This is a genomic window from Sphingobacterium paucimobilis HER1398 (assembly GCF_000416985.1).
Taxonomy (GTDB): Bacteria; Bacteroidota; Bacteroidia; order Sphingobacteriales; family Sphingobacteriaceae; genus Sphingobacterium; species Sphingobacterium paucimobilis.
The window spans coordinates 186,374-209,926 of sequence record NZ_ATDL01000012.1; the positions used below are offsets into that span (position 1 = coordinate 186,374).

General features: G+C 47.5%; 24 protein-coding genes and 2 tRNA genes. 12 read left to right on the forward strand and 14 right to left on the reverse strand.

The window, feature by feature from the left end; genetic code table 11:
* Positions 1 to 2: 2 nt before the first annotated feature.
* Entirely contained in the window at positions 3 to 2,420 is a 2,418-nt protein-coding gene (locus tag M472_RS31160; RefSeq protein ID WP_021069815.1) for an alpha-ketoacid dehydrogenase subunit alpha/beta, read from the reverse strand.
* A 202-nt stretch (positions 2,421 to 2,622) separates the two neighbouring features.
* Between M472_RS31160 and M472_RS31165 the strand changes: the two genes are divergently transcribed.
* Positions 2,623 to 3,354, forward strand: coding sequence for a hypothetical protein (locus M472_RS31165; protein ID WP_021069816.1), 732 nt, complete (start codon positions 2,623 to 2,625; stop codon positions 3,352 to 3,354).
* Between the two features lie 57 nt (positions 3,355 to 3,411).
* Positions 3,412 to 3,873 (forward strand): NUDIX hydrolase, encoded by a 462-nt coding sequence (locus tag M472_RS31170; RefSeq protein ID WP_021069817.1) that lies wholly within the window; start codon positions 3,412 to 3,414, stop codon positions 3,871 to 3,873.
* A gap of 232 nt (positions 3,874 to 4,105) precedes the next feature.
* Here the strand turns inward: M472_RS31170 and M472_RS45880 are convergent, their stop codons facing one another.
* From M472_RS45880 to M472_RS31185, 4 genes are all read right to left on the reverse strand, one after another.
* Entirely contained in the window at positions 4,106 to 4,237 is a 132-nt protein-coding gene (locus M472_RS45880; protein WP_262506431.1) for a hypothetical protein, read from the reverse strand.
* A 51-nt stretch (positions 4,238 to 4,288) separates the two neighbouring features.
* The gene (rlmH, locus tag M472_RS31175) at positions 4,289 to 4,762 is read right to left on the reverse strand and encodes a 23S rRNA (pseudouridine(1915)-N(3))-methyltransferase RlmH (protein WP_021069819.1); all 474 of its coding nucleotides are present in this window, start codon (positions 4,760 to 4,762) and stop codon (positions 4,289 to 4,291) included.
* Positions 4,763 to 5,088: 326 nt separating this feature from the next.
* A tRNA-Ser gene (locus M472_RS31180) sits at positions 5,089 to 5,176 on the reverse strand.
* Between the two features lie 80 nt (positions 5,177 to 5,256).
* Entirely contained in the window at positions 5,257 to 5,781 is a 525-nt protein-coding gene (locus tag M472_RS31185; RefSeq protein WP_021069821.1) for a YceI family protein, read from the reverse strand.
* 228 nt (positions 5,782 to 6,009) lie between these two features.
* Between M472_RS31185 and M472_RS31190 the strand changes: the two genes are divergently transcribed.
* Both M472_RS31190 and M472_RS31195 read left to right on the forward strand, forming a co-directional pair.
* A tRNA-Arg gene (locus M472_RS31190) sits at positions 6,010 to 6,083 on the forward strand.
* A gap of 101 nt (positions 6,084 to 6,184) precedes the next feature.
* The gene (locus tag M472_RS31195) at positions 6,185 to 6,376 is read left to right on the forward strand and encodes a cold-shock protein (protein WP_021069822.1); all 192 of its coding nucleotides are present in this window, start codon (positions 6,185 to 6,187) and stop codon (positions 6,374 to 6,376) included.
* Between the two features lie 88 nt (positions 6,377 to 6,464).
* On the opposite strand, the gene M472_RS31200 is transcribed toward M472_RS31195, so the two are convergent.
* Both M472_RS31200 and M472_RS31205 read right to left on the reverse strand, forming a co-directional pair.
* Positions 6,465 to 7,223 carry an NYN domain-containing protein gene (locus tag M472_RS31200; RefSeq protein WP_021069823.1) on the reverse strand — a complete coding sequence of 253 codons (759 nt, stop codon included), beginning with the start codon at positions 7,221 to 7,223 and terminating at the stop codon, positions 6,465 to 6,467.
* Positions 7,224 to 7,280: 57 nt separating this feature from the next.
* On the reverse strand, positions 7,281 to 7,757 hold the full coding sequence (locus M472_RS31205; RefSeq protein ID WP_021069824.1) for an Lrp/AsnC family transcriptional regulator: 477 nt from the start codon (positions 7,755 to 7,757) through the stop codon (positions 7,281 to 7,283).
* A gap of 128 nt (positions 7,758 to 7,885) precedes the next feature.
* Here M472_RS31205 and M472_RS31210 point away from each other — a divergent pair, with 128 nt between their 5' ends.
* Positions 7,886 to 8,782, forward strand: coding sequence for a DMT family transporter (locus M472_RS31210; protein WP_021069825.1), 897 nt, complete (start codon positions 7,886 to 7,888; stop codon positions 8,780 to 8,782).
* A 12-nt stretch (positions 8,783 to 8,794) separates the two neighbouring features.
* Here M472_RS31210 and M472_RS31215 read toward each other — a convergent pair whose 3' ends face one another.
* Positions 8,795 to 9,274 carry a GNAT family N-acetyltransferase gene (locus tag M472_RS31215; RefSeq protein ID WP_021069826.1) on the reverse strand — a complete coding sequence of 160 codons (480 nt, stop codon included), beginning with the start codon at positions 9,272 to 9,274 and terminating at the stop codon, positions 8,795 to 8,797.
* Positions 9,275 to 9,423: 149 nt separating this feature from the next.
* On the opposite strand from M472_RS31215, the gene M472_RS31220 reads away from it, so the two are divergent.
* The 6 genes from M472_RS31220 to M472_RS31245 all read left to right on the forward strand — a co-directional run bounded on the left by M472_RS31220 (position 9,424) and on the right by M472_RS31245 (position 15,854).
* Positions 9,424 to 9,792 (forward strand): hypothetical protein, encoded by a 369-nt coding sequence (locus M472_RS31220; protein ID WP_144062690.1) that lies wholly within the window; start codon positions 9,424 to 9,426, stop codon positions 9,790 to 9,792.
* A gap of 240 nt (positions 9,793 to 10,032) precedes the next feature.
* The gene (locus M472_RS31225; RefSeq protein ID WP_021069828.1) at positions 10,033 to 10,947 is read left to right on the forward strand and encodes a hypothetical protein; all 915 of its coding nucleotides are present in this window, start codon (positions 10,033 to 10,035) and stop codon (positions 10,945 to 10,947) included.
* A 7-nt stretch (positions 10,948 to 10,954) separates the two neighbouring features.
* A complete protein-coding gene (locus M472_RS31230) occupies positions 10,955 to 12,943 on the forward strand; it encodes a TonB-dependent receptor plug domain-containing protein (protein WP_031301556.1) in 1,989 nt (662 codons plus the stop codon).
* Between the two features lie 23 nt (positions 12,944 to 12,966).
* The gene (locus M472_RS31235; protein WP_021069830.1) at positions 12,967 to 13,845 is read left to right on the forward strand and encodes an MbnP family protein; all 879 of its coding nucleotides are present in this window, start codon (positions 12,967 to 12,969) and stop codon (positions 13,843 to 13,845) included.
* A gap of 64 nt (positions 13,846 to 13,909) precedes the next feature.
* A complete protein-coding gene (locus tag M472_RS31240; RefSeq protein ID WP_021069831.1) occupies positions 13,910 to 14,941 on the forward strand; it encodes a cytochrome-c peroxidase in 1,032 nt (343 codons plus the stop codon).
* 88 nt (positions 14,942 to 15,029) lie between these two features.
* Positions 15,030 to 15,854, forward strand: coding sequence for a class I SAM-dependent methyltransferase (locus M472_RS31245; protein ID WP_021069832.1), 825 nt, complete (start codon positions 15,030 to 15,032; stop codon positions 15,852 to 15,854).
* Positions 15,855 to 15,932: 78 nt separating this feature from the next.
* Here M472_RS31245 and punC read toward each other — a convergent pair whose 3' ends face one another.
* The 4 genes from punC to M472_RS31265 form a co-directional block, all read right to left on the reverse strand.
* A complete protein-coding gene (gene punC, locus M472_RS31250) occupies positions 15,933 to 17,096 on the reverse strand; it encodes a purine nucleoside transporter PunC (protein WP_021069833.1) in 1,164 nt (387 codons plus the stop codon).
* Positions 17,097 to 17,235: 139 nt separating this feature from the next.
* Positions 17,236 to 17,985, reverse strand: coding sequence for an outer membrane beta-barrel protein (locus tag M472_RS31255; RefSeq protein WP_021069834.1), 750 nt, complete (start codon positions 17,983 to 17,985; stop codon positions 17,236 to 17,238).
* Entirely contained in the window at positions 17,982 to 19,133 is a 1,152-nt protein-coding gene (locus M472_RS31260) for a PCMD domain-containing protein (RefSeq protein WP_022829307.1), read from the reverse strand. Before M472_RS31260 ends, M472_RS31255 begins: the two co-directional genes overlap by 4 nt.
* 48 nt (positions 19,134 to 19,181) lie before the next feature.
* A complete protein-coding gene (locus M472_RS31265) occupies positions 19,182 to 20,222 on the reverse strand; it encodes a linear amide C-N hydrolase (RefSeq protein WP_021069836.1) in 1,041 nt (346 codons plus the stop codon).
* A 64-nt stretch (positions 20,223 to 20,286) separates the two neighbouring features.
* Here M472_RS31265 and M472_RS45435 point away from each other — a divergent pair, with 64 nt between their 5' ends.
* The gene (locus tag M472_RS45435) at positions 20,287 to 20,448 is read left to right on the forward strand and encodes a hypothetical protein (protein ID WP_158499893.1); all 162 of its coding nucleotides are present in this window, start codon (positions 20,287 to 20,289) and stop codon (positions 20,446 to 20,448) included.
* A gap of 629 nt (positions 20,449 to 21,077) precedes the next feature.
* Here M472_RS45435 and M472_RS31270 read toward each other — a convergent pair.
* Positions 21,078 to 21,959 carry a PorP/SprF family type IX secretion system membrane protein gene (locus M472_RS31270; RefSeq protein ID WP_081643131.1) on the reverse strand — a complete coding sequence of 294 codons (882 nt, stop codon included), beginning with the start codon at positions 21,957 to 21,959 and terminating at the stop codon, positions 21,078 to 21,080.
* Between the two features lie 186 nt (positions 21,960 to 22,145).
* The coding region (locus M472_RS0122635) for an MBG domain-containing protein (protein ID WP_144062691.1) at positions 22,146 to 23,553 on the reverse strand (1,408 nt) is incomplete at its 5' end.

The following is a 23,553-nucleotide window of genomic DNA, read 5'->3' on the forward strand; positions in this document are numbered from 1 at the left end:
GTTTAAAACAAACTCGGGAATCGTGTCGGATCCACATCGTTCATGATGCGATATACCGCTTCGACAATATCATCTACAGAAGGCTTACTAAAGTAATCGCCATCCGATCCGTATGGAGGGCGATGGGCTTTAGCACTTAAGGTCAATGGTTGACTGTCCAAATGATAATAGCCGCCCTGTTCTTCCAGGATCTGCTGCAGGATAAAAGCACTTGCACCACCTGGCACATCCTCATCCACAACAAGAAGGCGATTCGTTTTCTGCAGAGAACTCGCACAAAGGTGCTCCCTGTCAAAAGGCTGCAAGCACTGTATATCAATAATTTCAATAGATATCCTCACCTTATCCAGCTCCAGCGCAGCTTCCTGTACCAATCTCAAAGTAGATCCATAGGACACCACCGTCACATCAGTTCCTGCACGCAACAGTTCCGCGACGCCCAGTGGCACGGTAAATTCACCCACATTGGAAGGCATCTTTTCTTTCAGCCGATAGCCATTCAAGCATTCTATCACCAAGGCAGGATCGTCCGATTTTAACAGCGTATTGTACATTCCCGCAGCCTGTGTCATATTTCGAGGTACACAGAGGTGGATACCCCGCAGTGCGCCCAAGAGCACTGTCATCGGCGAGCCCGAATGCCATACCCCTTCGAGTCTGTGACCACGTGTACGTATGATCAATGGCGCCTTCTGCTGACCTTTGGTACGGTATCCCAGCGAAGCAAGGTCATCGCTCAATACAGGCAATGCGTACAGCAGGTAATCCAGATACTGTATCTCCGCTATAGGCCGTAAGCCCCTCGCCGCCAAACCGATTCCCTTACCAATAATCGTTGATTCCCGTATCCCGGTATCAAAGATCCGCATCTCACCAAACTTTTCCTGCAATCCAGCAAAACCTTGATTCACGTCACCGATCTTACCAACATCCTCACCAAAAGCCAGTATGCGCTCATCATTCTGAAAATTCGCTTCAAAACAAGCATTCAATACCTCTCTGCCGTCTACAATAGCGGCATTATCGGCATACTCCGCAGCAACCATAGGCACCTGCAACGGACTCTTATCCGTTTCCACATACAGCGAACTGTTGTATCGGTCCTCGTTCAGCTGCTGCTTTTCCTTATACCAATGGAGCAGCGCCCGCTTTTCTGGAGAATCCTTAAAGCGCAATTCGCGCAACACCAATCTTATCGTACCATATACTTCCTTCAGCGAGGGTTCCGAAGTGCTGATCAACATCTTCAGAGGCAACTCCACCACCTCCTCTTTGATTTCAGACAGCAACGATACAGCCTCTTCCAATTCTCCCTGGAGCAACTTACGATAATCCGACCATGCCCTACGCTGCTCACTTCTCACAAAATCCTTGGCACGTTTTTCTATTTCGAGCACTTCTTCCTCCGTAGCGATACCGGCGTCCAGCATCCATTGCCGCATTTTCGTATTACAATCGTAGTCAACCTCCCATTGCAGGCGTTCTTGGGATTTATACCGCTCGTGCGATCCCGACGAAGAATGCCCTTGAGGCTGTGTCAATTCCGTAACATGTACCAAACAAGGAATATGCTTCTCTCGGGCTATTTGGGCTGCTTTTTCATAAGCCTCACAGAGACTGGGGTAATCCCATCCTCTGACCTTAAAGATCTCAAAACCACTCCCCTTATCATCCCTTTGGAAGCCTTTCAGCACTTCCGAGATATCTCCTTTTGTGGTCTGTACTTCATTGGGGACCGAAATACCGTATCCATCATCCCAAACAGATATCACCGCAGGGATCTGATGTACACCAGCGGCATTGATCACCTCCCAGAAAACTCCCTCCGAAGTGGCCGCATTGCCTATATTACAAAAAACAACCTCATTACCGTTGTTCGAAAAATACTTCAGATACGAAAGGGCGTCATTATTCCGATACAGCTTCGATGCCAATCCAAGCCCCATCGCTCGGGCCATCTGCCCACCCGTGGTCGAGATATCCGAAAACGAATTCTTGATTTCGGTTTGATTTTTCCAATTTCCCGCTTCATCCACCAAGCTCGTTGAAAAGTGAGCTACCATCTGACGGCCACCAGAGGACGTATCCGCTTCGATATCAGGGTTGGCGTACAACTGCGAGAAAAAGTGATAAACGGTGCTTATCTTGGAAATAAATGCAAAAGTCTGATCCCTATAGTAACCAGAACGCCAATCACCGGCTTCAAAAACCTTAGCCAGTGCGATCTGTGCCAACTCTTTGCCATCACCGAAAATACCAAACTTAGCTTTACCTGTCAGCACCTCTTTACGTCCCAACAGACTCACCACCCTACTCTGCACGGCAAATTCGTAATCGTTCTTAATGATTTGACGAAAATCGTCAAAACTTAGTTTAGAATTCGATAAATCTACGGAGACTTTCAAATCTGTATCTATCATTAATTTAATGTTCTGTTTCAACAAAAGTAGCAAAATTACTGCTTACAATATAAGTATTAATTTTATTAATGCTTTATTGCCATAGCCCTAGACAGATAGGTCGGCTCAGCACTGTATATTCGATTAATTTGAAACTGGTTTTAGAATATACATTATTATTATGTACTTTTAAACGCAACTTTAACGTAATAAAAATACATTAATGACTTTAAAAAACAGCGCCGAAACATCCGAGAATGGCCTGGGTGACTTAGAAAAAACAGTACTGATCAATGCGTTGATTCAAACCCCGATCACCGAGCGCGATCCCCAATGGATAGCGACTTTCTTAGCAAACATTGCCGATGCAAATCTTAAATTGGGTGCCCCCGAGGTCGTGATCGCAAGCGACGGATTTCCTTACGTACAGCTGGAAACGGTCAGTTCCAACGAAAACTTTCAAGCCTTCGTCATCAGTAAGCAACTGCCTACCCTATTATTACAAGGTTTTGGGATAGTGATCAATGCGCAAGACGAACAGCCCGACTGGATTTTCACCTATGGCGATATCGCCAATTTCGAGTTAAACGATGCCTTCTATACCGATAACCATATTTTCTCTGCACACAGAGAAAACGTAGTCATCGGAAGTGATGAAAAAATATTGATTGGACAGCCTTCCGACAATATTCTTCCCAAATACATACGCAAGCAGCTTCGGGAGTTCTTACAGCATGCCGGTGTCCAATCTCCCAAAACAATGTTGATCGCCCGCAACTTTGAAGACGAGGCACAGGTCAAACAAGACTTGGTCTTCAACTTCACCCCTGCGCAGTTTGCCAGCGAACAAGACTTTCAGCAGATCGGTAATACCGTGAGCTGGTTTCTACCGCGTCATTATTCGATCCTATTTATTGATGACATGTCCATAGAAAATGGTTTTCAAGAGATTTAACGCTATTGAAAAGCCGCTAAAATTAAAAAAAGATAAGACAACAAATAATAAAGAACTATGTATCTGTTCAATGTAAGAGTGTATGGGATATTAGTAGACGCAGACAACCGTGTACTGGTCAGTGACGAACGTACGCAGAGTGTATCATTCACCAAGTTTCCCGGAGGAGGGCTAGAATACGGCGAGGGGCTATTAGACGCCCTCAAACGTGAGTTTATGGAGGAATGCAATTTGAGAATTGAAATAGTCCAACATATATATACCACAGATTTTTACGAAAAGTCAAGCTTCAATAACAGTCAGATCATCTCCATTTATTATCTCGTTAGGGCCTTAGATACGTTGGAGGTTCCGTTGAAAGACAAAGTCATGGACTTCGACTCGTTAGACACATTGGAAAAAGAAGAAGTATTCCGATTGGTGGACTGCAAGCAGCTTTCTGCTGAGCAACTTACCTTTAAAACGGATCAAGTAGCTTGGGAAACCTACAAAAAGAATATCGTTTTTCTTAATAGTTAATTAAAAGAGCTTTCATTTTTTATTTTCAAAAAAGCTTGATTATACTAAAAATGATTTATAATTTTATGACAGTGAATCCGGCCTCATTTGTACATGAGGTTGATTCTCAAACTGGAAGCTCCTATTCTAGGTGCTCCAATTTATAGTTAGTGTGATTATAAGGCGATATCCCAAATATCGCCTTATTTATTGTCAATCAATAAAACCGATTAACCGTTCAACACCCTATATTTTAACCAATAAAATATGCAAGTGCAACGACCACCAATCCACCGATAATGATCAGCCATTTCATACTCTTGCCACTATCCGTTCCCTCGTCACTTCTGAATTTGTAATCTCTCTTATATTTGTTCATATCCATAACAACCTCCTTTATATTATATGATGCAGAAATCATTCCGATTTCATAAAATTACTCATGATGATAAGGCTCCCCTTTCATAATTGAAAATGCCCTGTACACCTGTTCGACGAAAAACAACCGAACCATCTGGTGCGAGAATGTCAATTTTGACAGCGACATGCTGGCATTCGCCCGTTCCTTTACCCTTGGCGCAAATCCGTAAGGCCCTCCGATCAGAAATACCACATGCTGCACACTGGCCAACATCTTCTGTTGCAGATAAGCGGAAAATTCCACCGACCTAAACTCTTTCCCCTTCTCATCCAATAACACCACAAAATCAGTATTGGACAGATTTTTCAAAAAGAATTCCGCCTCCTTCTCCATCTGCTGCTCCATCGACATATTCTTTACATTCTTTACATCGGGCACTATCGTTATTTGGAAAGGTACGTAATGCTTGAGTCTTTTCAAATACTTATCGATGCCTTCCTGAATAAATTTATCGTCGGTCTTTCCGATGCACAGCAAACTAATTTTCATACCACAAAAATTGTAAATTAATAGCGAATAAAAAAGACAAATACAGCAGGGACGTCAAAAGACAGCGCCTTCCAGGGTCGAACCCCGCCCCACCCTTCTGGTTCTCATCCCTCTTAAACGCAAAAAACCTCCATCTTTCGATGAAGGTTTTTCTGCGGAGAGCGAGGGATTACCTGCGGTCATCCCCATTGGGGGTGGCTTCAAATAAACCCAAAGCCTTCGCTTTGCTCATTTCTTTCGTCGTTTTCCTTCTTTTTTATCAAACTGCGTTTGTCAAAAAGCTATAAAACGACAAAACCCGACTAACGTCGGGCTTTGTGTTTCTTTGGCGGAGAGCGAGGGATTCGAACCCCCGAACCTGTTACAGTTAACGGTTTTCAAGACCGCCGCATTCGACCACTCTGCCAGCTCTCCGCCACAAAAGTAGAAATTCCACCTTGATTTCCAAAATTTATTTCAAAAAAACGTTGTTTCAATTAAATCAACGCTGATTATTAACTTTTTACGAATTGCAATTCCCCTTCAAATTTGACTTCTTCAGACACCATCACCCCGCCTGTCTCCAGTGCAGCATTCCAAGTAAGACCAAAATCCGAACGGTTGATCGCTCCTTTTACAGTATACCCCACTTTGTCATTTCCCCAAGGATCCTTTGCCATACCACCGAACTCTGCTTTTAGTACAATAGGTTTGGTAATTCCCTTTACCGTCAGATCACCGTGAATTTTGAAATCATCCTGTACATCGCCCACTACTGAAGTGGAGACAAAAGTGATTTCTGCATACTTCTCTGCATCAAAAAAATCTTCCCCCTTCAAGTGCTGATCCCGTTGTTCATTCTTCGTATCGATCGATGCCGCATCGATCTTTACCCTGACCACTCCTTTTGAAATATCGTCAGACTCACTCTCGATAGCGACTTCAAAGTTTTTGAATTGTCCCTTTACCGAAGAAATCATCATATGACGCACTTTAAATTCTATCTCACTGTGCGCTTTGTCTAAATTCCATGTTGCCATAATGCTACTTTTTTATATTTTAATTACTTTAATAACGTCTTTCTACCTCTTTTTGTTCTTGACAATACAAAGATAAATACCGCAAATCGATCTATTCTTAAGCTAGATTAAGATTTTAAAAAAATTATAGAACTGTCGTGCAAGCAGTTATTCTAAGACCAACAAAAAAAAGAACAATAATTTTGTATTTCTCGCGCAAAAGGCTACTTTTGTTGCGTTGAAAGCGAGGCGCCCATAGCTCAGCTGGATAGAGCAACGGTTTTCTAAACCGTCGGTCTCAGGTTCGAATCCTGATGGGCGTACGAAAAAACACAAAAATACCTTAGAACATTCTAAGGTATTTTTTTTGTTATAGTTTGATTTCCATTTTTTTTACCTACCTTGCAGGAATTAAATAAAAATAATGAACAAAGGCAAGATTAAATTTTTCAATGAAACTAAAGGATTTGGTTTTATTACTCCAGAAGATGGAAGCGCAGACGTATTCGTACATGTATCTGCTCTTAAAAACCAAGTTTCAGAAGGAGACGTTGTTACTTTCGATACAGAAAGAACTCAAAGAGGTATCAATGCGATTAACGTGCAATTAGCATAATATAATACAACAATACTTTCTTACAAAGGATAGATTATGATAATCTATCCTTTTTTTGTCCTGTTCATTTCGGTCAGCAGACAGGCTGCTACTTCAATCGCAGGTAGATATGCTTGACATGCTTGTGGCCGCCCGAATCCCGCTCGTCGATTTCAAAGCGGTTGATATACTTGATCAGATCATAGAGCTTATTGAAGCCATAGTTACGCGGGTCAAAATCCGGTTTCTTCTTAGAGATAAAGCTCCCCAGCGATCCCAGAAACGTCCATCCCGTTTCATCCGCAAGATCATCAACACTGTTCACGATCATCGTCACCGTCTTCTTATCCACCTTATCGATCGCCTTTTGCCCCGGTTTGGACACCTCCTTAGCCACCGACTTCACAGCCGCCTTCGTACTTTCCTCCTTTTCCACGGGTTTCAGGATCTCCAGGTAGATAAACTTGTTACAGGCCGCGATAAAAGGCGCCGGCGTCTTCCGCTCCCCCAGCCCGATCACCAACATCCCCGCCTCCCGCAGTCGGGTGGCCAAGCGCGTAAAATCACTGTCACTCGACACAATACAAAATCCATCCACCTTTTCTGAATACAGAATATCCATCGCATCAATGATCAGCGCACTGTCCGACGAATTCTTGCCCGTCGTATAACTATACTGCTGTATCGGGGTGATAGCATTGTCCAGCAATACATTCTTCCATCCCGAGAGATGAGGTTTGGTCCAATCGCCGTAGATGCGCTTGACCGTCGGGGTGCCACTTTTTGATATTTCTTCCAGCATCTCCTTGACATTCGCGTAAGGCACATTATCAGCGTCTATCAGGACTGCGAGTTTATGATCTAACATATATAGGTATCTTTTTACAGCCTACAACAGCAAAACACATACCATTACGCTCGCGACCTACAAGGTGACAGCATCCAAGGGCACATCCAGCCCGACTTTGACCAAGTCCATGGCCACCATTGTCCTAAAATGTTTAATATAATTATTGCCAAAAAATATCCGTCGCGTCAGCAATTCATAATCATGCATGGTCGGCACCACGATAATCAGCATAAAATCGGCATCCCCCGTTACATAGTAGCACTGCTGTACTTCCGGCGTACTGCGGAATATCGCCTTGGTCGTATCGATATATTCCGCCTTTTCACTCTCCATCACCACCTCCACGAACAGCGTGATCGGCCGCCCGATCTTCTCCCGGTTGAGCACACTGATATTGCGCTTGATCACCCCTTCCGCCTTCATCCGTTTTATCCGTCGCTGCACGGCAGCGGCAGAAAGACCGATCTTCTGTCCGATATCCCGCTGCGGCGTAAAGTTGTCTTGTTGCAGTATTTTCAGTATCGCGATATCCAGTTTGTCGAGTTTTTCCATAACAGCCTTTAAAATGAAACAAAATTGCACAAAAGCACCTCAATTTAAGAAAAAAACACCATTGGTATCATCTATTTTTACGCCATACAACAACAAAGAGCAGATATGCTCCATTACACAATAGATACATGGCGACATCACATACATTCAAAGGAATCGTTCTGGCAGTTACAGCAGCTACCCTATGGGGCGTATCCGGCACCTATGGTCAGTTTCTCTTCGAGCAGCGCCATATCAATGTCGAGTGGCTCATCGCCGTACGCATGCTCTCTGCCGGCGTCCTCTTTCTCCTGTTCAGCCTGTTGAAAAAGGACAATATATGGTCGATATGGCGCCAAAAGACAGATCGCCTGCAACTGTTGATATTCAGCATCTGTGGGATGTTGGCCGTACAGTACACCTATTTTGCAGCCGTCAAGCATTCCAATGCGGCTACCGCCACGGTACTACAGTACCTCGGTCCGATATTGATCGCCGTATACCTGGCCTTCAAGTACAAGCGCCTGCCCGCACCCATCGAATACCTGGCGATATTCCTTGCCGTCCTGGGCACCTTTCTGCTGGTCACCCATGGCGACCCAAGCACACTTGCCGTTTCCAATACTGCGATGTTCCTCGGGATAGCCTCCGCACTGGCATTGGCATTCTACACCTTATACCCCCTTCAGCTGTTGCACAGGCACCATGCCACCTTAGTTATAGGTTGGGCCATGCTCCTGGGCGGCATCGTACTGTCTTTCTTCAAAGCTCCTTGGGATATCGAAGGCATCTGGGACAGCTACACCTTCTCCTATATCGCCTTCATCATCGCATTCGGCACCCTTATACCGTTTTACGCCTACCTTACCGCGGTCAAATTGATAGGCGCACAAAAATCCAGCCTGCTGGCATCCGCCGAGCCCCTGTCCGCCACGATTATCGCCGTACTGTGGCTGCAAGTACCCTTCACCACCGTAGACTGGATTGGCAGTATCTGCATTATATCCACGATATTCCTGCTCAGCATGGCCAAATCGAGCAACTAGCCGCACGGCAGCCTACAGCTCCATACGCAACATGACCATATCCCGGAGCTGTACGCCGTTCTCGACGATGGGCGCTTCGTAATTATGGATAAAGAAATCCTTCTTTACGGCGTACTTCACAAAGCCGGCGCGCTCGTAAAAGCGGATCTGATCCACACCACAGTCTGCCGTACCGACAATAAGCGTACGGTACCCAGCCTTTCGGGCGATATCCACGATCTCACGGATCAGCACCGACCCGATCCCCTTGCCCTGCAGCTCCTCACTCACTGCGATATTCTTCAACTCAAGGGTACTGTCATCGATACGGTACAGGCAGCATACAGCCAGCGCACGCGCCCCTTCCTTCAGCACATACACATCACTGTCAAAAACATATTTATCAATCGCGTAACGCGTTTCGTCGGCCAACAAAAGCAAGGAATAAGGAAGCTGCTCATCCGCAGTAAGCAGCTCCAAAGCATACGCCGGGTTCAAAGATTCGATATACATCAGGGTACATTTACATCAACAAAAACCAAACTTACGTAAATCACTTCTAAATAAAACAAAATTGCATTAAAGCCCCTCTTTTATTCCTTTTTATAAAATACTTTCCTTAAATTTGGGCACACTGACAAACACAGGATCCAAAGCATATTTTGAGACTATTTTGTACATATCTTCTACTGGCTACGCTGACACTGCAATCTTTCTATCGCAGCATCATGGCTATGGAATATCAGATACACCTGCCGGAATACCTGGCCAAATGTATCAACAAAGACCGTCCTCAACTGCATTGTAACGGACAATGTGTGCTGATGAAAAAAATAAGAGAAAAAGAAAAGCAGGAGACCAAAAAGAATCTCGTCGTATATGAATACAGCTCCCTGTATGTACACAAAGATTACACCGTCTTCCAATCCCACTCTCCAGCGGAAGAACCCCTAGAGAATTCCTTTTCCCCTTATTTGACCACGTACGCTTTCAGCTACAGAACCTCGGTGTTCAGACCCCCTATCGCTTAATTTCCTACCCTTTTAGGTATTCCCTTGGCACATTTCGGCGCTCGGTCCTATCCTTATACGGCAGGATGAGCAGCGACATGGCGCAGTATATCTTATGCTGTACCAGCCCATGCCCCATGTGTATCGGTATACCTTCTTTATTCCAGAATTACGTATTGATCTTTCGAAGATGCCCCTTGTCGACCGCTGTCAGCGTCCGATAAGCCCCTTTGAAAAGAAAAAATGACTAAAACTATTTTAATGGAAAAAATTATACTTTTTCTAACAGTGCTATGCTGTGCCCTGACCTCATGTACCAAGGAAAAAACGGACTACGAGGCCGAGATAGACACGATCGTTCCCGAGCGGAGCGGCTTCAAAGAGGTCACCCAGTTCCAAAGCGGCGCCTACACCATCCGCATCGATGCCTTGGGCGGCAACTTATACAAAGGCTACAACAAAGTCCATGTCAAGATCAGCGGTCAAGGCCAGGCACCAGTATCCGCCGCCACCTTACTGCCTATCCGTAATGGAGGTACGGCACAGGCGCACTCCTGTCCCCACAGCTATCAGTTGACCTATAATGCCGGACAGGGCTATTTCGAGGGCTACATGGTCTTTACCGAAGCCAGCGATCCCCTATCCCGATGGGACCTGCATATCGGCTATACCGCGGATCAGTCTTATCGTGTCGTACAACAGGTACCGGTGCAGGAGCAGGACAACAAAAACCTCGGCATGACCAGCTTTACCGGCCGTGACGGCGCACAATACATCCTCGCACTCATCGCACCACAGAAGCCCAAAGTAGCGGAAAACGAACTCGTCGCCGGTCTGTACCGATTCGACACGCCTACAGCAGGCGCTACAGCTCTTTTTCCGGATCCCGCCCAGTTTTCCTACAGTGAGGTGCAGGGCTATACCATCCTGCTGGATCCACGCATGCCTGAGCCTTCCATGGGCAACCATTCCTCGCCCAATAACAAGGATCTGCTGCATGGCACGGACAACCTGTACCATGGTGTCGTCAACTACACCATGACCGGCAATTGGACACTCAATTTTATCCTGCACAACCAGCAAGGCGATCTCGTCCGAGGCACCGTCGTACCGGATGACTTTACACCAGGTGTAGTGGGTGTCAAGAGCGAATTACACATTGACATCTTATTCTAAAGGCACCATGAGAAGAATAGCACTTGTTATCCCCCTATTAATAGCGTCCTACGGTCTCCGTGCCCAAGACAGAACCCTGCAAAGCGACACGACCACCGTGCTGCAGGAAGTCAAGGTCAAAGCCAAGGCGAAGAAGAAAATAAAAACCGACCTGAAGCTCGCCGTTTCCGTCGACGAATTTCTGGCCTCGTCCCAGAGTATCAGCTTCATCAAGCGTGGCGCCTACGCCTGGGAACCTATGCTCAACAACATGAGTTCCGAGCGCTCCGCAGTCACCATCGATGGCATGCATATATTCGGTGCCTGTACCGACAAGATGGATCCCGTCACCTCCTATGTAGAGACCAACAACCTCTCGACTGTCGACATCAAATCCGGACAAGAGGGCAGCCTGCACGGATCCACCATCGCCGGCAGCATCGACCTGCAGCGCAAAAACACCGCATTTGGCCTCGACAAAAAAGTGGGCGGCAACTACCAGACCGGCTTCGAGTTCAACAACAAGCAGTTCTTCAACCTGGCCGACCTCTCCTATTCCGGTCAGAAATTTGCCGCAGACGGCAGCATCTCCTTTCGCCAGGCAGAAAACTATTATGACGGTAATAATAAAGAAGTAAAGCATTCCCAGTTCAACAAGTTCAACAGCTCCTTGGGGCTGGCCTTCAAGACCGGCGAGCGCTCCGCCCTGCGTGTCGATGCCATCTATGACAAGGCCAAAGACGTAGGCTTCCCGGCCCTGCCGATGGACCTCTGGCTGTCCCGTGCACTCATTACCTCCGCCTCGTACAAACAACTGTTTGAAGATGGCATCATACAGCTCTGGGACACCAAAATCTACTACAATGCCATCGAGCATTATATGGACGACACCACACGCCCGGAGAACCTTGTGCACATGGACATGCCCGGCTGGAGCACCACCTATGGACTGCTGTCCAAGATAGCGCTCCAACGTGACTCCTACAAGTCCGAGATCCAGCTCAATGCCTACGACAATCTATCCATTGCCGAGATGCGCATGTATCCCCAAGACCGTAGCAACCGCACCATGTTTGCCTACAGCTGGCCCTGGGTCACCACCCGTTTTGCCAGCCTGTCCAACACCAACTCCTGGGACCTGTCCGACCGAAGCCATGTCGTCCTTGGCGGCTCCCTCGGCGTCAACTACAACTATTCCAAGTACGCCGAGTTCAACTGGATCTTCCATCCCGGAGCCCCCCAGGAAAAAACAAGGATACTCCCCGGGCTGCACGCCAGCTACCACATCGATATCGCCTCCTTTACGCTCAGCGCTGGGGCGGGATACGGACACCGTGCCCCCTCCATATCCGAAGCGTACGGCTACTATATCTACAACAGCTTTGACCGCTACGACTATATCGGCAATCCCAATCTGGGCAACGAGGTATCCTACGAGACCAATGCCAGTGTAGGTTACCAGACCGGCCGCATGGGCATACAGGCCAAGGTCAACTATTTCTACATTCAGGACTATATCGTCGGCAAGATACTCAACATGGGCAGCCCCATGAACTACCAGTCGGTAGGCGTCAAAGGCTATACCGCATTGAACCACGCCAATATCTTCAACCTAGCCGTGAGTGCCCATTACGATATCCTCACCCACCTGCATTGGAAAGGGAGCCTCACCTACGCCCGTGCTACGGACGGAAGCGGCGGCAACCTGCCCTTTATACGTCCGATCAGCTACCAGACCGGCCTCCAGTACATGTACAAGCGACTGGGGATACAGACCTCGCTCCAGGGCGATGCCGTACAGCGCGACTACAGTCCCGAATATGGCGAAGACAAGACTGCGGCCTACCAGATATGGAATGCCTCGGCAGACTACACCTTACCGGTACGCAAGGTCAACATGACCCTACAGGTCGGTGCCGAGAATATCCTCAATGCCTATTACAGCACCTATGCCGACTGGGGGAATATCCCGAGAATGGGGCGGAATATATTTACCTCTCTAAAAATCAATTTTTAATAACATACTAAAAACAAGTAAAAATGAAAAACGTAACAAACATCCTATTGGCCTCAGCCCTTGCTGTAGCACTTGTCTCTTGCAAAAAAAGTAACTCGCCAGGCGACGACACAGACAGTCCTGCCGTCAACAATGTCACCCTGCAATTTGACAATACCTTCAAGGACAAAACCATTGTACTCGGCGATGCCAGTTCCACCCAAGCTAGCGTAAATATTTCCGCTGAAGGCCAGACACATCAGTTTGCCGAGCTCAAGTATGTCATCAGCAATATCCGCTTGGTCAAAGCCGATGGTCAGGAAGTACCCTACAACAGCGATAACCTAGACAAAGGTGCCACAGTGATCAATCATGCTAAACCGGCAACCTTGAGCTATGTCCTGTCCGATATCCCTGCCGCTACTTACAAGAAGCTCAAGTTTGGCTTGGGTGTACAGCAAGACCTCAACACCTTAGACGAGGTACGTTTTCCAAATTTCTACGCTGCAGCCGGTAAAAACGATACCGAGATGATGTGGGAATGGGGAACGGGATACCGCTTTACCAAGATTGAAGGATTCTACGACACCGACAAAAAGAAACTGTCGATCCACACCGGCAGTACCTTAGACGGCGAAAAAGAAAATCCGGAAAGCTATGTACCGGGTGTCGATGCGTACCGAGACATCACCTTGACACTACCCGAAGCAGCCCTGGTAGGCAAGACGGCTCCTGTCATCCATATCAGAGCCGACTTTGACAAATTGTTGAGTGGTAAAACAAAAGCCATAAAATTAGGTAAAGGCAATGCGACACCAAGCATTCACACCGCCGATGGCATGGTCGAATTTGTTGACAACCTTGGTGGCAATGGCAAATCCGATCCATCGGGCATGTTTTCTGTCACTGGTGTAAAAAACTAAAACACACTAACGCCAGGGGGTGCCTGCATCAGGCAGCGCACCCCCTACTTTATCCGCATCACAGATGAAAAAAAACATCAGCATCCTCGCCCTGTCCCTGATCCTACTCGCCTTGGCCTGCAACCGCAAGGAGGCCGAAGAAGAGCTGACCATTGACAATCCTGAGCTTGCTCTGTCTATCCCTGAAGGATTCCCAGCGCTGAACGAGGCTTTTTATAAGAACAAGCCGACCAAATACGGGGTCGAACTTGGCGAAAAGCTGTTCCATGAAAAAAGGCTCAGCGGCAACAATACCATCTCCTGCGGCAGCTGCCACCAACAGTCCAAAGCCTTTAGCGACAGCGAGGCACAGGCTATCGGCATCTACGGACGTGTAGGCCTGCGCAATACCCCGCCCATCCAGAACCTGGCCTTTATCAAGCATTACAATTGGGACGGCAACAAGCGCCAGCTGGAGAAACAGCCCCTCGTACCCATCATCACCCACGAAGAGATGGCCTCCTCCATTGTGCAGGTCATGGGCAAGCTCCAGAGCGATCAAGCGTACCAGACGCTGTTCCGACAAGCCTTTGGCGACAGCCAGATCACCCCAGAGCGCATATACAGCAGCATCGCTCAGTACGAATACAGCCTCATCTCCGCCAACAGCAAATACGATAAGGTGCGACGCCAAGAAGGCGTACATTTCAGTGCGATCGAGGCTCGAGGCCACCAACTGTTTCAGGCCAAATGCGCCAGTTGCCACAGCGGCGAACTGTTTACCGACCAGAGCTTCCGCAACATCGGATTCCCACTAAACCCCAGCAGCGAAGAAGCCGGCCGTGCCCGTGTCACCGGCATCCGCGAAGACTATATGCGCTTCCGTGTCCCCTCGTTGCGCAATATCGCCTACACCGCCCCTTACGGCAGCTTTGGGCAGTTCAAGACCCTAGAAGAAGTGCTCGACTATTTCGACAAAGGCGTGCTCCATGCCGACAACCTGGATCCTATTCTACAGCAGGCCGGCAATCGAATCCCGATGAGCACCAGCGAAAAAGAGGCCATTGTCTCCTTCCTGCACACCTTGAGTGACGAAGCATTCATCGGCAGGCCATAGCCCAGCGTCCCCCTTTTAAAAACAAGTTTTTATTTTCTTCCACAGAAAATTGTAAATTGCTGTGCTGTTATGGCCAATAGGGGTCATAATGAACAACAATAAAAGGGTAAAAATGAGCACAGAATACGACTATGTGGCGATAAACCGCCAATCTTGGAACAACCGAACCGAAACACACCTCAAGTCCGATTTTTATAACCTGGAAGGTTTCCTTCAGGGAGACAGTTCCCTTAATGCGATCGAACTTGATCTGTTGGGAGACATACAGGGCAAGTCCATCCTCCACCTGCAATGTCATTTTGGACAGGACAGCATCTCCCTCAGCAGACTGGGTGCCAGCGTCACCGGTGTCGACCTCTCGGACAAAGCCATCGCCAGCGCCCGTGAGATCACACAACAGACCCAGACCGACACCACCTTCATCTGCTGCGATGTCTACGACCTCCCGGCACACCTGGACGAGACCTTCGACATCGTCTACACCAGCTACGGCGTCATAGGCTGGCTGCCCGATCTGGACAAATGGGCCAAGGTGATAGCCAGATTTCTAAAACCTGGAGGAAAGCTCGTTTTTGTGGAATTCCACCCCGTGGTATGGATGTTTGATGATGATTTCGAAAAGATCGGCTATCGCTATTTCAACTCAGGAGCTATTATCGAAAGTGAAAACGGAACCTATGCCGACAAAGACGCCGACATCAGTCAAGACTACGTCTGTTGGAATCATGGATTGAGCGAGGTGGTCAACAGCCTTCTCCGCAATGGTCTTGAACTCAAGTCCCTGGACGAATTCGATTATTCGCCCTACAATTGTTTTAATAAAACTATCGAGTTCGAACCGAAAAAATACCGCATAGCCCATCTCGATGACAAGATACCCATGGTATACGCCTTGGTAGCGGAGAAAAAATAACGGAATAGCATGTTAGGTTAACAAAAAAGGCCATCTTTCTTTAAGATGGCCTTTTTACCGCAATATAGCACAGACGCCCTACTTGGACATCCGAAATCCAATCAACACAAAAGGAATCGTCCCCACCATCACCAGCGCCGTGGTCAGCAGGGCCGTACCTGAAAACAGAGACACAATCCCACTCGCCAAGAAACAAGTCCCCAGTTGCAATGCATTCTGCATCGCTGCTGCTTTACCCAAGCTGTTGGGAAAGAGCTTCATCGCCTCCGCCACCACGATCGGGTAGCAAGCACCATTGGCCAATGCCATCAAACAAAAAGGAACCAACAGCATCACCAGTGTCGGTGTCGTGACCAGTGTGATCACCAATACCCCGATCACCGCTACCGAATAAAGAGCCAGCAAATAAGGCAAGATACGCTTGCCCGGGATCCGATCCGACAGCGCTCGGTAGCCATAGCCCCCCAGCATAAAAGCGATCGTCTGCGGCACAAAGCTAAAACCGATCTGCGCTTCGCTGTAACCCAGCTCTTTTAAAAAGAAGGGTGATCCCGTCAGCCAGGCAAAAAAAGCACCCGAGCAGACCGCATAGATCATCACATTGCCGATATAGGTTCTAGACCGCAACAATTGCAGGTAAGACTCCCCCTTCACAGGTGTACCGTCCTTCACCGTCGCCGTATTCCGATTTAAGGTAATTGTATAAGCAATCAAAGGCAACGTAATCAGTGCCAACACGATAAAAATAGATCTCCAACTGAAGTGATCCAATAAAAACACCCCCAGTAGAGGCGCCAATGCTGGAGACAGCGCGACCAGTGGCATGATCGAAGCGAACACCTTATTCGTCTGCTCCGCCGGATAGCGTTCGATCACCAGCGCCTGCCAGCTCACAGCAGCAGCACATACCCCCACCGCCTGTATCAGGCGCAGCACCAACAGTGCCGTCACACTGTCCGTAAAATAAATAGAAACCGATGCGGCCGTAAAAATCCCCAATCCCATCAAGATCGAACGGGGCTTTCCGATGCGATCCGACAATGGGCCCCACAACAGCTGCCCTATAGCATAGCCCGCCAAAAACAAGGTCAGACTGGCGCTGATACTATTTTTGCTCGTATCGAGGTCGATACGCATCTTATCAAACGCCGGTAGGTACATATCCGTTGCCAAAAAACCGATCACACTCAATCCGGCCAGGTACACCAAAAACAGGAAACTGTTCTTCTCTTTATTCACCATCTATACAATTCTTTTTTTAATCAAGCTGCAAAGGTAATACAAAAGCGCTTTAACACTTTTCATTTCGCATATTTTTACCTAAAAACAACGAAGGCACCTATCGGCGCCCTCGTATCATTATATAATCATTTGGTTTGGTCTATTGAAAGGGAAGTACATATCCCGCACCGATCGTAAAGAACGTATTGTGCAATTTGATCGGCAGGTGACCCGTCGGCGCGTCAATCACATTATTGACCCCATAACTGAATACCCCCCGGATCTGCCACACTGGTGTAAGCGCATACACGCCACCCACATGCACCCCGATATCCGTTTTATTCACCAACTTGGACACGTCGAAGGTTGCACTTTCGATCTCTATCTTCGGTGTTGTCGGATCTCCCAAGCGCACATAGGCATTATGCACACTGCCCTCAAAAGAGCGGTGCAGCGCACGGGCGATAGAAAATCCACCGAGCAGCGACCACCTCGAGTTGAGCTCATAATGCGCCGATACCGGCAGCTCCAGGTACAAGTTGTTGAACGACGAGCCCACCGAACCGGTAAAATAACCGATAAATCCCGGTATAGGCTGATTCTCAAACTCGATCATCGCTTTAAAATTCTCCGCAAAAGCCCTGGTCTTCATACCCTTATTGACCAGGTTTAGCCCCGACGAAACCGTCAGCTTATCATTGGCTTTATAAAACGGCACCTCTACCCCTATGGAAAACGGATTGACCGGCTTATAGCTTTCCACCTCACGGATCTCCTGCGGAATAGAAGCAGGTGTCACGCCCCCGATATGCACACCGGCATGAAAGATCACACGATCCACACCGACCTGCGCATAGGCCCCCCACGTAGTCGCACAAGCAACCACCAATACTACAAAACACCTTATCATTTGATCGTAATCTTTATATCATCCACTAATAATACACTACCTACCGCTCCCTGAAAGATATCTCCATTTTTACTGGCACTGAGCACGATAGCCAACTTATACTTACCCCCTGCAAAGCCTTCCACTTCTGGCACTTTGACGTACTTAAACGGAATGTCAAAAGCCTTAAAGTCCTTCGCTGCAGCCGCTTCCCCATCGTACAACAATGCAGTTGCCACGATACTCTTGTCCGTCAGCAGATTGGTACCATCGAGATAATCCACCTTGGTACGTGATTTCAGTTCGTCCGCGTCAAACAAGACTGCCACGATCGAGCAGGTATCCTTGGCATTGGCCATCGGTCTGCTGTTGTGATCGATCACCTGCTTGCCCGGTGTATAGTGATAGAAGCCCGAGAACGAGTCCGGTGCCCCCTCTATAGGACGTCCAAAATGCGTCGACTGCAAGGGATCCCCCATCACATTGCCGGCATCAAACTCGCCCATAAAGATATTTCCTGCGGCAATCGGTTTCTTCGCCCCCGCACCAAAGGTACCCGTCGACTTGGTCTCCAACTTGACCGCAGTCTCTCCGCTGTGTACCGTCGTGCTGAACTGCATAGGGTACAGCGCAGGCTGCTTCTTGGTGATCGGCGATATACTGAATACAAAACCCGCATTGCCCGAGTCCCAGGTATCCTGCCGACGACCGTCACGCAGGTGGAAGAATTCGGTATACTTATTCTTGTCATGGATGACATAATTCTCAAAATCATATTCCAGCGGCATAAAGGTCACCCTTTCATCCGTCATCGTCACCGTATATTTCTTGCTGAACTCCCCGTTCTCGGAAGTCACCGTATAGACCACCGGTTCGGTAAAATCCTGCACCGATCCACTTTGCGGCACACTGGAGGCCCCACGACTCAGCGTAAAGGCAAATACATACGCCTTGACATCCACCTTTTGATCATCTACAAAAAGCTTCACCTCCTTATTGGTGACCACGGGATCCGCAAAAAAGTCCCCCTCACGAGACACCACGGATAGAATATCTGCTTCAATATTCGGCAGCGCCTTTTTGATACAGCCCGTAAACAGTGCGGGCAGCATACCCAAGGACAGGCAGCAAAAAACAAGAAGCAGACGAGAAAATGACTTTACTATCATCTGACTGTACTGATATTTTATAGTGTTGAAGATTAAAACGATTACCGATTAGATACCCACAAATTGGAAAGGCTTTGCCGCTTTAAAATTGGCATTGGACAATCCATTGAACGTCGAAAACGCCTTCAGATCCAACATCATCGTCTTAGACCCTTCCGCCAGGTTGAATTTCTTCAGATCCACCCAAAACGTATTTGGCGTCAGCACCGTTTCAAAATAGTACACCTTATTGCGCTGATCCGCTACCGATCTCCAACGTGTAGACGATATATTAGGCTCTGTTTCAGAACTGATACCAAAGGGAACGGAACAGTTGCGTATCACCGAAAACACACTCGCTACCGAGGTACGTGTATCTTCCGTCTGTGGGATCGCATTGATATAATACGAAGCACGGACGAAGCGGTCAGCCGCACGGTTGGTACCCGGCAACATCACCGTACCTGGGATACCCTTCCAGTACTTGTTCAGCGCCAGCTGCTCTTCAAAGATTGGCGAGTTGGTCATCACCGTATAGGTCGGGCTGTGGTGTATCACCAATTTGCCATTGATATATTCCAAGATCGCATTATCACCCGTTGCATCCGAGATCGACAAGTGCAATGTCGTAAATTTCTGCGTGCCCGGTATGTAGTCACTCACCACGACAAAAGACTCTTTCCCCAGGTCAAGTACGGCTTCTTGTACCGTAGCGTAATTATCTAATACATACTGCGCCCAAGCTGAAATAGTCAGTCCTTGTTTACTTCCCGTCGGGTTATACTCCGCATATTGAGATTCCACCAGCCACAGCACATTCGCTACCAGTCCTTTTTCATTCATGCCATCCGTAGTCGCAATATCCCATGCCGACGCGATGACCGAACCATACTTAGATTTCCATTTGACAGATTGTGCTCCCACCTCGCCGTTACGCTCCAATCCGCGCGGGAATACCCATAGATTAGCAGCGATATCATCCTTCCAGTCCATACTGCGTGCCGTGATAATATTGCCATTCGGGCCTTTATAGACCACACGTGTACAAGCCCAAGCCTGAGTACCCAATAAAGCGCAGGCGGTCAATAGTGATGCAAATACTTTTTTCATATGTATATAGTTTGTTTCTTAATGGTCATATGGAGTACTCATGGGTGTCTGTGCTTCGCTAAACATGAGTAGTTCATATGTATATAGTTTGTTTCTTAATGGTGATCCGTCAGCAGGCGAATCGGTTTGTTTTTTCAATGGTGATCGATACATACTGGACCATCCACTATTCGCCAAAACCCCGTTTACGAACAAAAGCCAGCTACAGTTTGATATCCAACGCTAAATTAGCATTTTATTCGCATAGCACGCAGCTATTTTTCTATATTTTTAGAAGAAAGAAAAAGCGTAAAAGTGTAAAGACATTCACGATTTCACCCTTTTACGGTTTCACCCCTAACTCCATCACTTGCGTAGTGAAACGAAGTCCCGATTCATCGGGAATGACTTCTCACTAGACTGCTTCTCAGGCTCGCAGTGACGTATTACCTACGGTGAGCTCGCAAGCTCGGTTTGTAAACTATCTCGTCTTTGCGAGGTACGAAGCAATCTCTTAGTAAACCAGGTTTGTAAACTATATCGTCTTTGCGAGGTACGAAGCAATCTCTAAGTAAACTAGGTTTGTAAACCATCTCGTCTTTGCGAGGTACGAAGCAATCTCTAAGTAAACTAGGGACAAGCACCCTTCGTTCGCAATGACGTACAGTGTCATTATTCCTTACTTAATCAACAGATTGCTTTCCCGAAGTAAATTCGGGACAAGCACCCTTCATTCGCAATGACGTTGACTTTCATTCGCAGTGACGAAGAGCTCTTCACTCGATAACTCCATCACTGCGTAGCAAAACGAAGTCCCGATTCATCGGGAATAACTCGATCACTTGTTAACTTGATAACTTGTTCACTTCGTCACTCCTACAACAACCCTATTCCTCCTATGCGGTAACGGAATCCGACTTCATGCGTATTGGTCGATATTTTCTGGTTCAGTGTATGGCCATTGACGCTGAACTGATAACTGTAGCCTATTCCGAAATTGCCAAAATTGAGCTGCATCAGCCCCGACAGATCGCCCTGGTTCTGTACACCCATCCCCAATCCGATCTTTGGCCCCACAAACATCATCGCATTGATATCATAGCGTGGCGACATCTCCTGCATATGGCTCACCAGGAATGAAGGACGCAACTTGAAGGTATCGTCTAGGCGGATCAGCATACCACCCGTCACATAGATCACATCACGAAATTCGTACTCGCGGTCTGTATTCCGCTTCAGCGAGAAGCGTGGCATGGACACCCCAACGTAAAATCGATCTTTCTGATAGTATGAGGTACTTACACTCAGTACGCCTGCCGTACCGCGCACATCTTCCCAGAAGGCCGGATCCTGATCGTCTAGCTGCCGGTAGTTGCCCTCGTAGAATAAGAGCCCTCCGCCCATCGATAGACTCAAGTATTCATTCTCCCCAAGTTGTACGGCCTTCGCAGCATAAGCCGTAATTTCATTTTCACGCACCACACCCAGCGAGGCGTGTTTAAAATCTCCCCCTATAGCGAGACCTAAGTTTTTAACCATACCATGCCCCGACACCCATACCGATTTCGGTGCTCCGTCCACCCCCGTCCACTGGCTACGACCCAAAGCCGCAAAACTGCCTCCCTGATCCATCGTACTCAGCGAAGAGTTGAAACTGTTGCGCAATTGGCCAAATTGATTGTAGCTTACCCCATGCTGTGCCATACCGCACAAGGGCAGCAGGGACAGTAGGGTTATGATTGTATTTTTTGTTATCATGTTGTATTGTTATATAGTTAACAAGTGATCATGTTATCTAGTTATCTAGCTTGGTGTCTTCCGGTTTATCGGAATCCTGTTTTTTCATCGGGATTATTTAGTTAAGGAGTTATACAGTTATGAAAGTCATAACCTCCATAACTTTTATAACCTTATAACTTAATCTTCTAACCTTATCTCACTTTCTTAACGCCTAATCACAAAATATCCTTTCTCTCTTTTCCATACGCCATTATCTTTCAGATCCAGATAATAGAAATAGGTACCATCACGGCTTTCCTTACCAGTGAATACGTTGTCCCTATTGTTGTAACCAATGATTTCTGCCTGTACCGAACCGCTCTTATCAAAGATGGTCACCTTATTTTCCGGATAGTCTTGTATACCCTCGATGGTCAAGAAATCGTTGATACCATCCCCATTTGGTGATAATGCTTTATGCACAACGATTGGCAGTTTAGCGCCTGCGTCTGCGACCACCCGTACCGTAACGGTGACCGCGGCAGCGGCTTCGTGATTAGCGTCGCCAAGCTGAGTTGCTGTAATCTTGACGGTTCCTAGGCGATGCACCTTAAGTTCCGTGCCAGATACCGTAGCAACGGAAGGATCATCAACAGAGAGACTGACTGGCAGACCAGCATCCGAGTGTACATCCAGCGCTACGGTTCCTGCATCACGCCCCAGTTCTTCAGGAGCACTGAAACTGATGACCTGCTTGGCTTTTTTAATCGTCAGCTTAGCGGTCTGCGAACCATCTTCATAGTTCCTACCTCCAGCAATATTGGCCGTAACCGTATATACCCCCGCTTCAGTCTGATCGTTATTGGTATAACCAGTTACTGTAGCTCCTGCTGCCAAGCCTGTAGCTTTCAGAGATTTTGCCGTGCCGTCGTAAACGAAACTTGCATCAGCAAAAGTAAAGGCGGGTAGTACCGCTTTGGCAATAGCAAAATCAGTTCCCGTAAAGTCTATAGTGTAATTAGTACCCGCGCTTAAATCGCCCTGCCCAATCGGATAAACACCTACATCCTCGCCTACTGTTCTGCTCAATGCACCACTAAGGATGCTGTTGTCATCCGTACTTTGATAACCCGAAACCGTATAAGTCAATATCGGATCAGCTTCACCGTACACTTTGCCCTGTCCGCTCGCAGCAGTTACCGTCAGCCTAGCTTTAGAAATAGCAAAATCCGCTCCCGTAAAGTCTATATCGTAATTAGCACCCGCACTTAAATCGCCCTGCCCAATCGGATAAACACCGACATCCTCGCCTACTGTTCTGCTCAATGCACCACTAAGGATGCTGTTGTCATCCGTACTTTGATAACCCGAAACCGTATAAGTCAATATCGGATCAGCTTCACCGTACACTTTGCCCTGTCCGCTCGCAGCAGTTACCGTCAGCCTAGCTTTAGAAATAGCAAAATCCGCTCCCGTAAAGTCTATATCGTAATTAGCACCCGCACTTAAATCGCCCTGCCCAATCGGATAAACACCGACATCCTCGCCTACTGTTCTGCTCAATGCACCACTAAGGATGCTGTTGTCATCCGTACTTTGATAACCCGAAACCGTATAAGTCAATATCGGATCA

Bases quoted from the DNA above. Each gene is read 5' to 3' on its own strand.
- M472_RS31160 (WP_021069815.1), bottom strand. From the start codon at position 2,420: ATGATAGATACAGATTTGAAAGTCTCCGTAGATTTATCGAATTCTAAA.
- M472_RS31165 (WP_021069816.1), top strand. From the start codon at position 2,623: ATGACTTTAAAAAACAGCGCCGAAACATCCGAGAATGGCCTGGGTGAC.
- M472_RS31170 (WP_021069817.1), top strand. From the start codon at position 3,412: ATGTATCTGTTCAATGTAAGAGTGTATGGGATATTAGTAGACGCAGAC.
- M472_RS45880 (WP_262506431.1), bottom strand. From the start codon at position 4,237: ATGGATATGAACAAATATAAGAGAGATTACAAATTCAGAAGTGACGAG.
- rlmH (WP_021069819.1), bottom strand. From the start codon at position 4,762: ATGAAAATTAGTTTGCTGTGCATCGGAAAGACCGACGATAAATTTATT.
- M472_RS31185 (WP_021069821.1), bottom strand. From the start codon at position 5,781: ATGGCAACATGGAATTTAGACAAAGCGCACAGTGAGATAGAATTTAAA.
- M472_RS31195 (WP_021069822.1), top strand. From the start codon at position 6,185: ATGAACAAAGGCAAGATTAAATTTTTCAATGAAACTAAAGGATTTGGT.
- M472_RS31200 (WP_021069823.1), bottom strand. From the start codon at position 7,223: ATGTTAGATCATAAACTCGCAGTCCTGATAGACGCTGATAATGTGCCT.
- M472_RS31205 (WP_021069824.1), bottom strand. From the start codon at position 7,757: ATGGAAAAACTCGACAAACTGGATATCGCGATACTGAAAATACTGCAA.
- M472_RS31210 (WP_021069825.1), top strand. From the start codon at position 7,886: ATGGCGACATCACATACATTCAAAGGAATCGTTCTGGCAGTTACAGCA.
- M472_RS31215 (WP_021069826.1), bottom strand. From the start codon at position 9,274: ATGTATATCGAATCTTTGAACCCGGCGTATGCTTTGGAGCTGCTTACT.
- M472_RS31225 (WP_021069828.1), top strand. From the start codon at position 10,033: ATGGAAAAAATTATACTTTTTCTAACAGTGCTATGCTGTGCCCTGACC.
- M472_RS31230 (WP_031301556.1), top strand. From the start codon at position 10,955: ATGAGAAGAATAGCACTTGTTATCCCCCTATTAATAGCGTCCTACGGT.
- M472_RS31235 (WP_021069830.1), top strand. From the start codon at position 12,967: ATGAAAAACGTAACAAACATCCTATTGGCCTCAGCCCTTGCTGTAGCA.
- M472_RS31240 (WP_021069831.1), top strand. From the start codon at position 13,910: ATGAAAAAAAACATCAGCATCCTCGCCCTGTCCCTGATCCTACTCGCC.
- M472_RS31245 (WP_021069832.1), top strand. From the start codon at position 15,030: ATGAACAACAATAAAAGGGTAAAAATGAGCACAGAATACGACTATGTG.
- punC (WP_021069833.1), bottom strand. From the start codon at position 17,096: ATGGTGAATAAAGAGAAGAACAGTTTCCTGTTTTTGGTGTACCTGGCC.
- M472_RS31255 (WP_021069834.1), bottom strand. From the start codon at position 17,985: ATGATAAGGTGTTTTGTAGTATTGGTGGTTGCTTGTGCGACTACGTGG.
- M472_RS31260 (WP_022829307.1), bottom strand. From the start codon at position 19,133: ATGATAGTAAAGTCATTTTCTCGTCTGCTTCTTGTTTTTTGCTGCCTG.
- M472_RS31265 (WP_021069836.1), bottom strand. From the start codon at position 20,222: ATGAAAAAAGTATTTGCATCACTATTGACCGCCTGCGCTTTATTGGGT.
- M472_RS45435 (WP_158499893.1), top strand. From the start codon at position 20,287: ATGAGTAGTTCATATGTATATAGTTTGTTTCTTAATGGTGATCCGTCA.
- M472_RS31270 (WP_081643131.1), bottom strand. From the start codon at position 21,959: ATGATAACAAAAAATACAATCATAACCCTACTGTCCCTGCTGCCCTTG.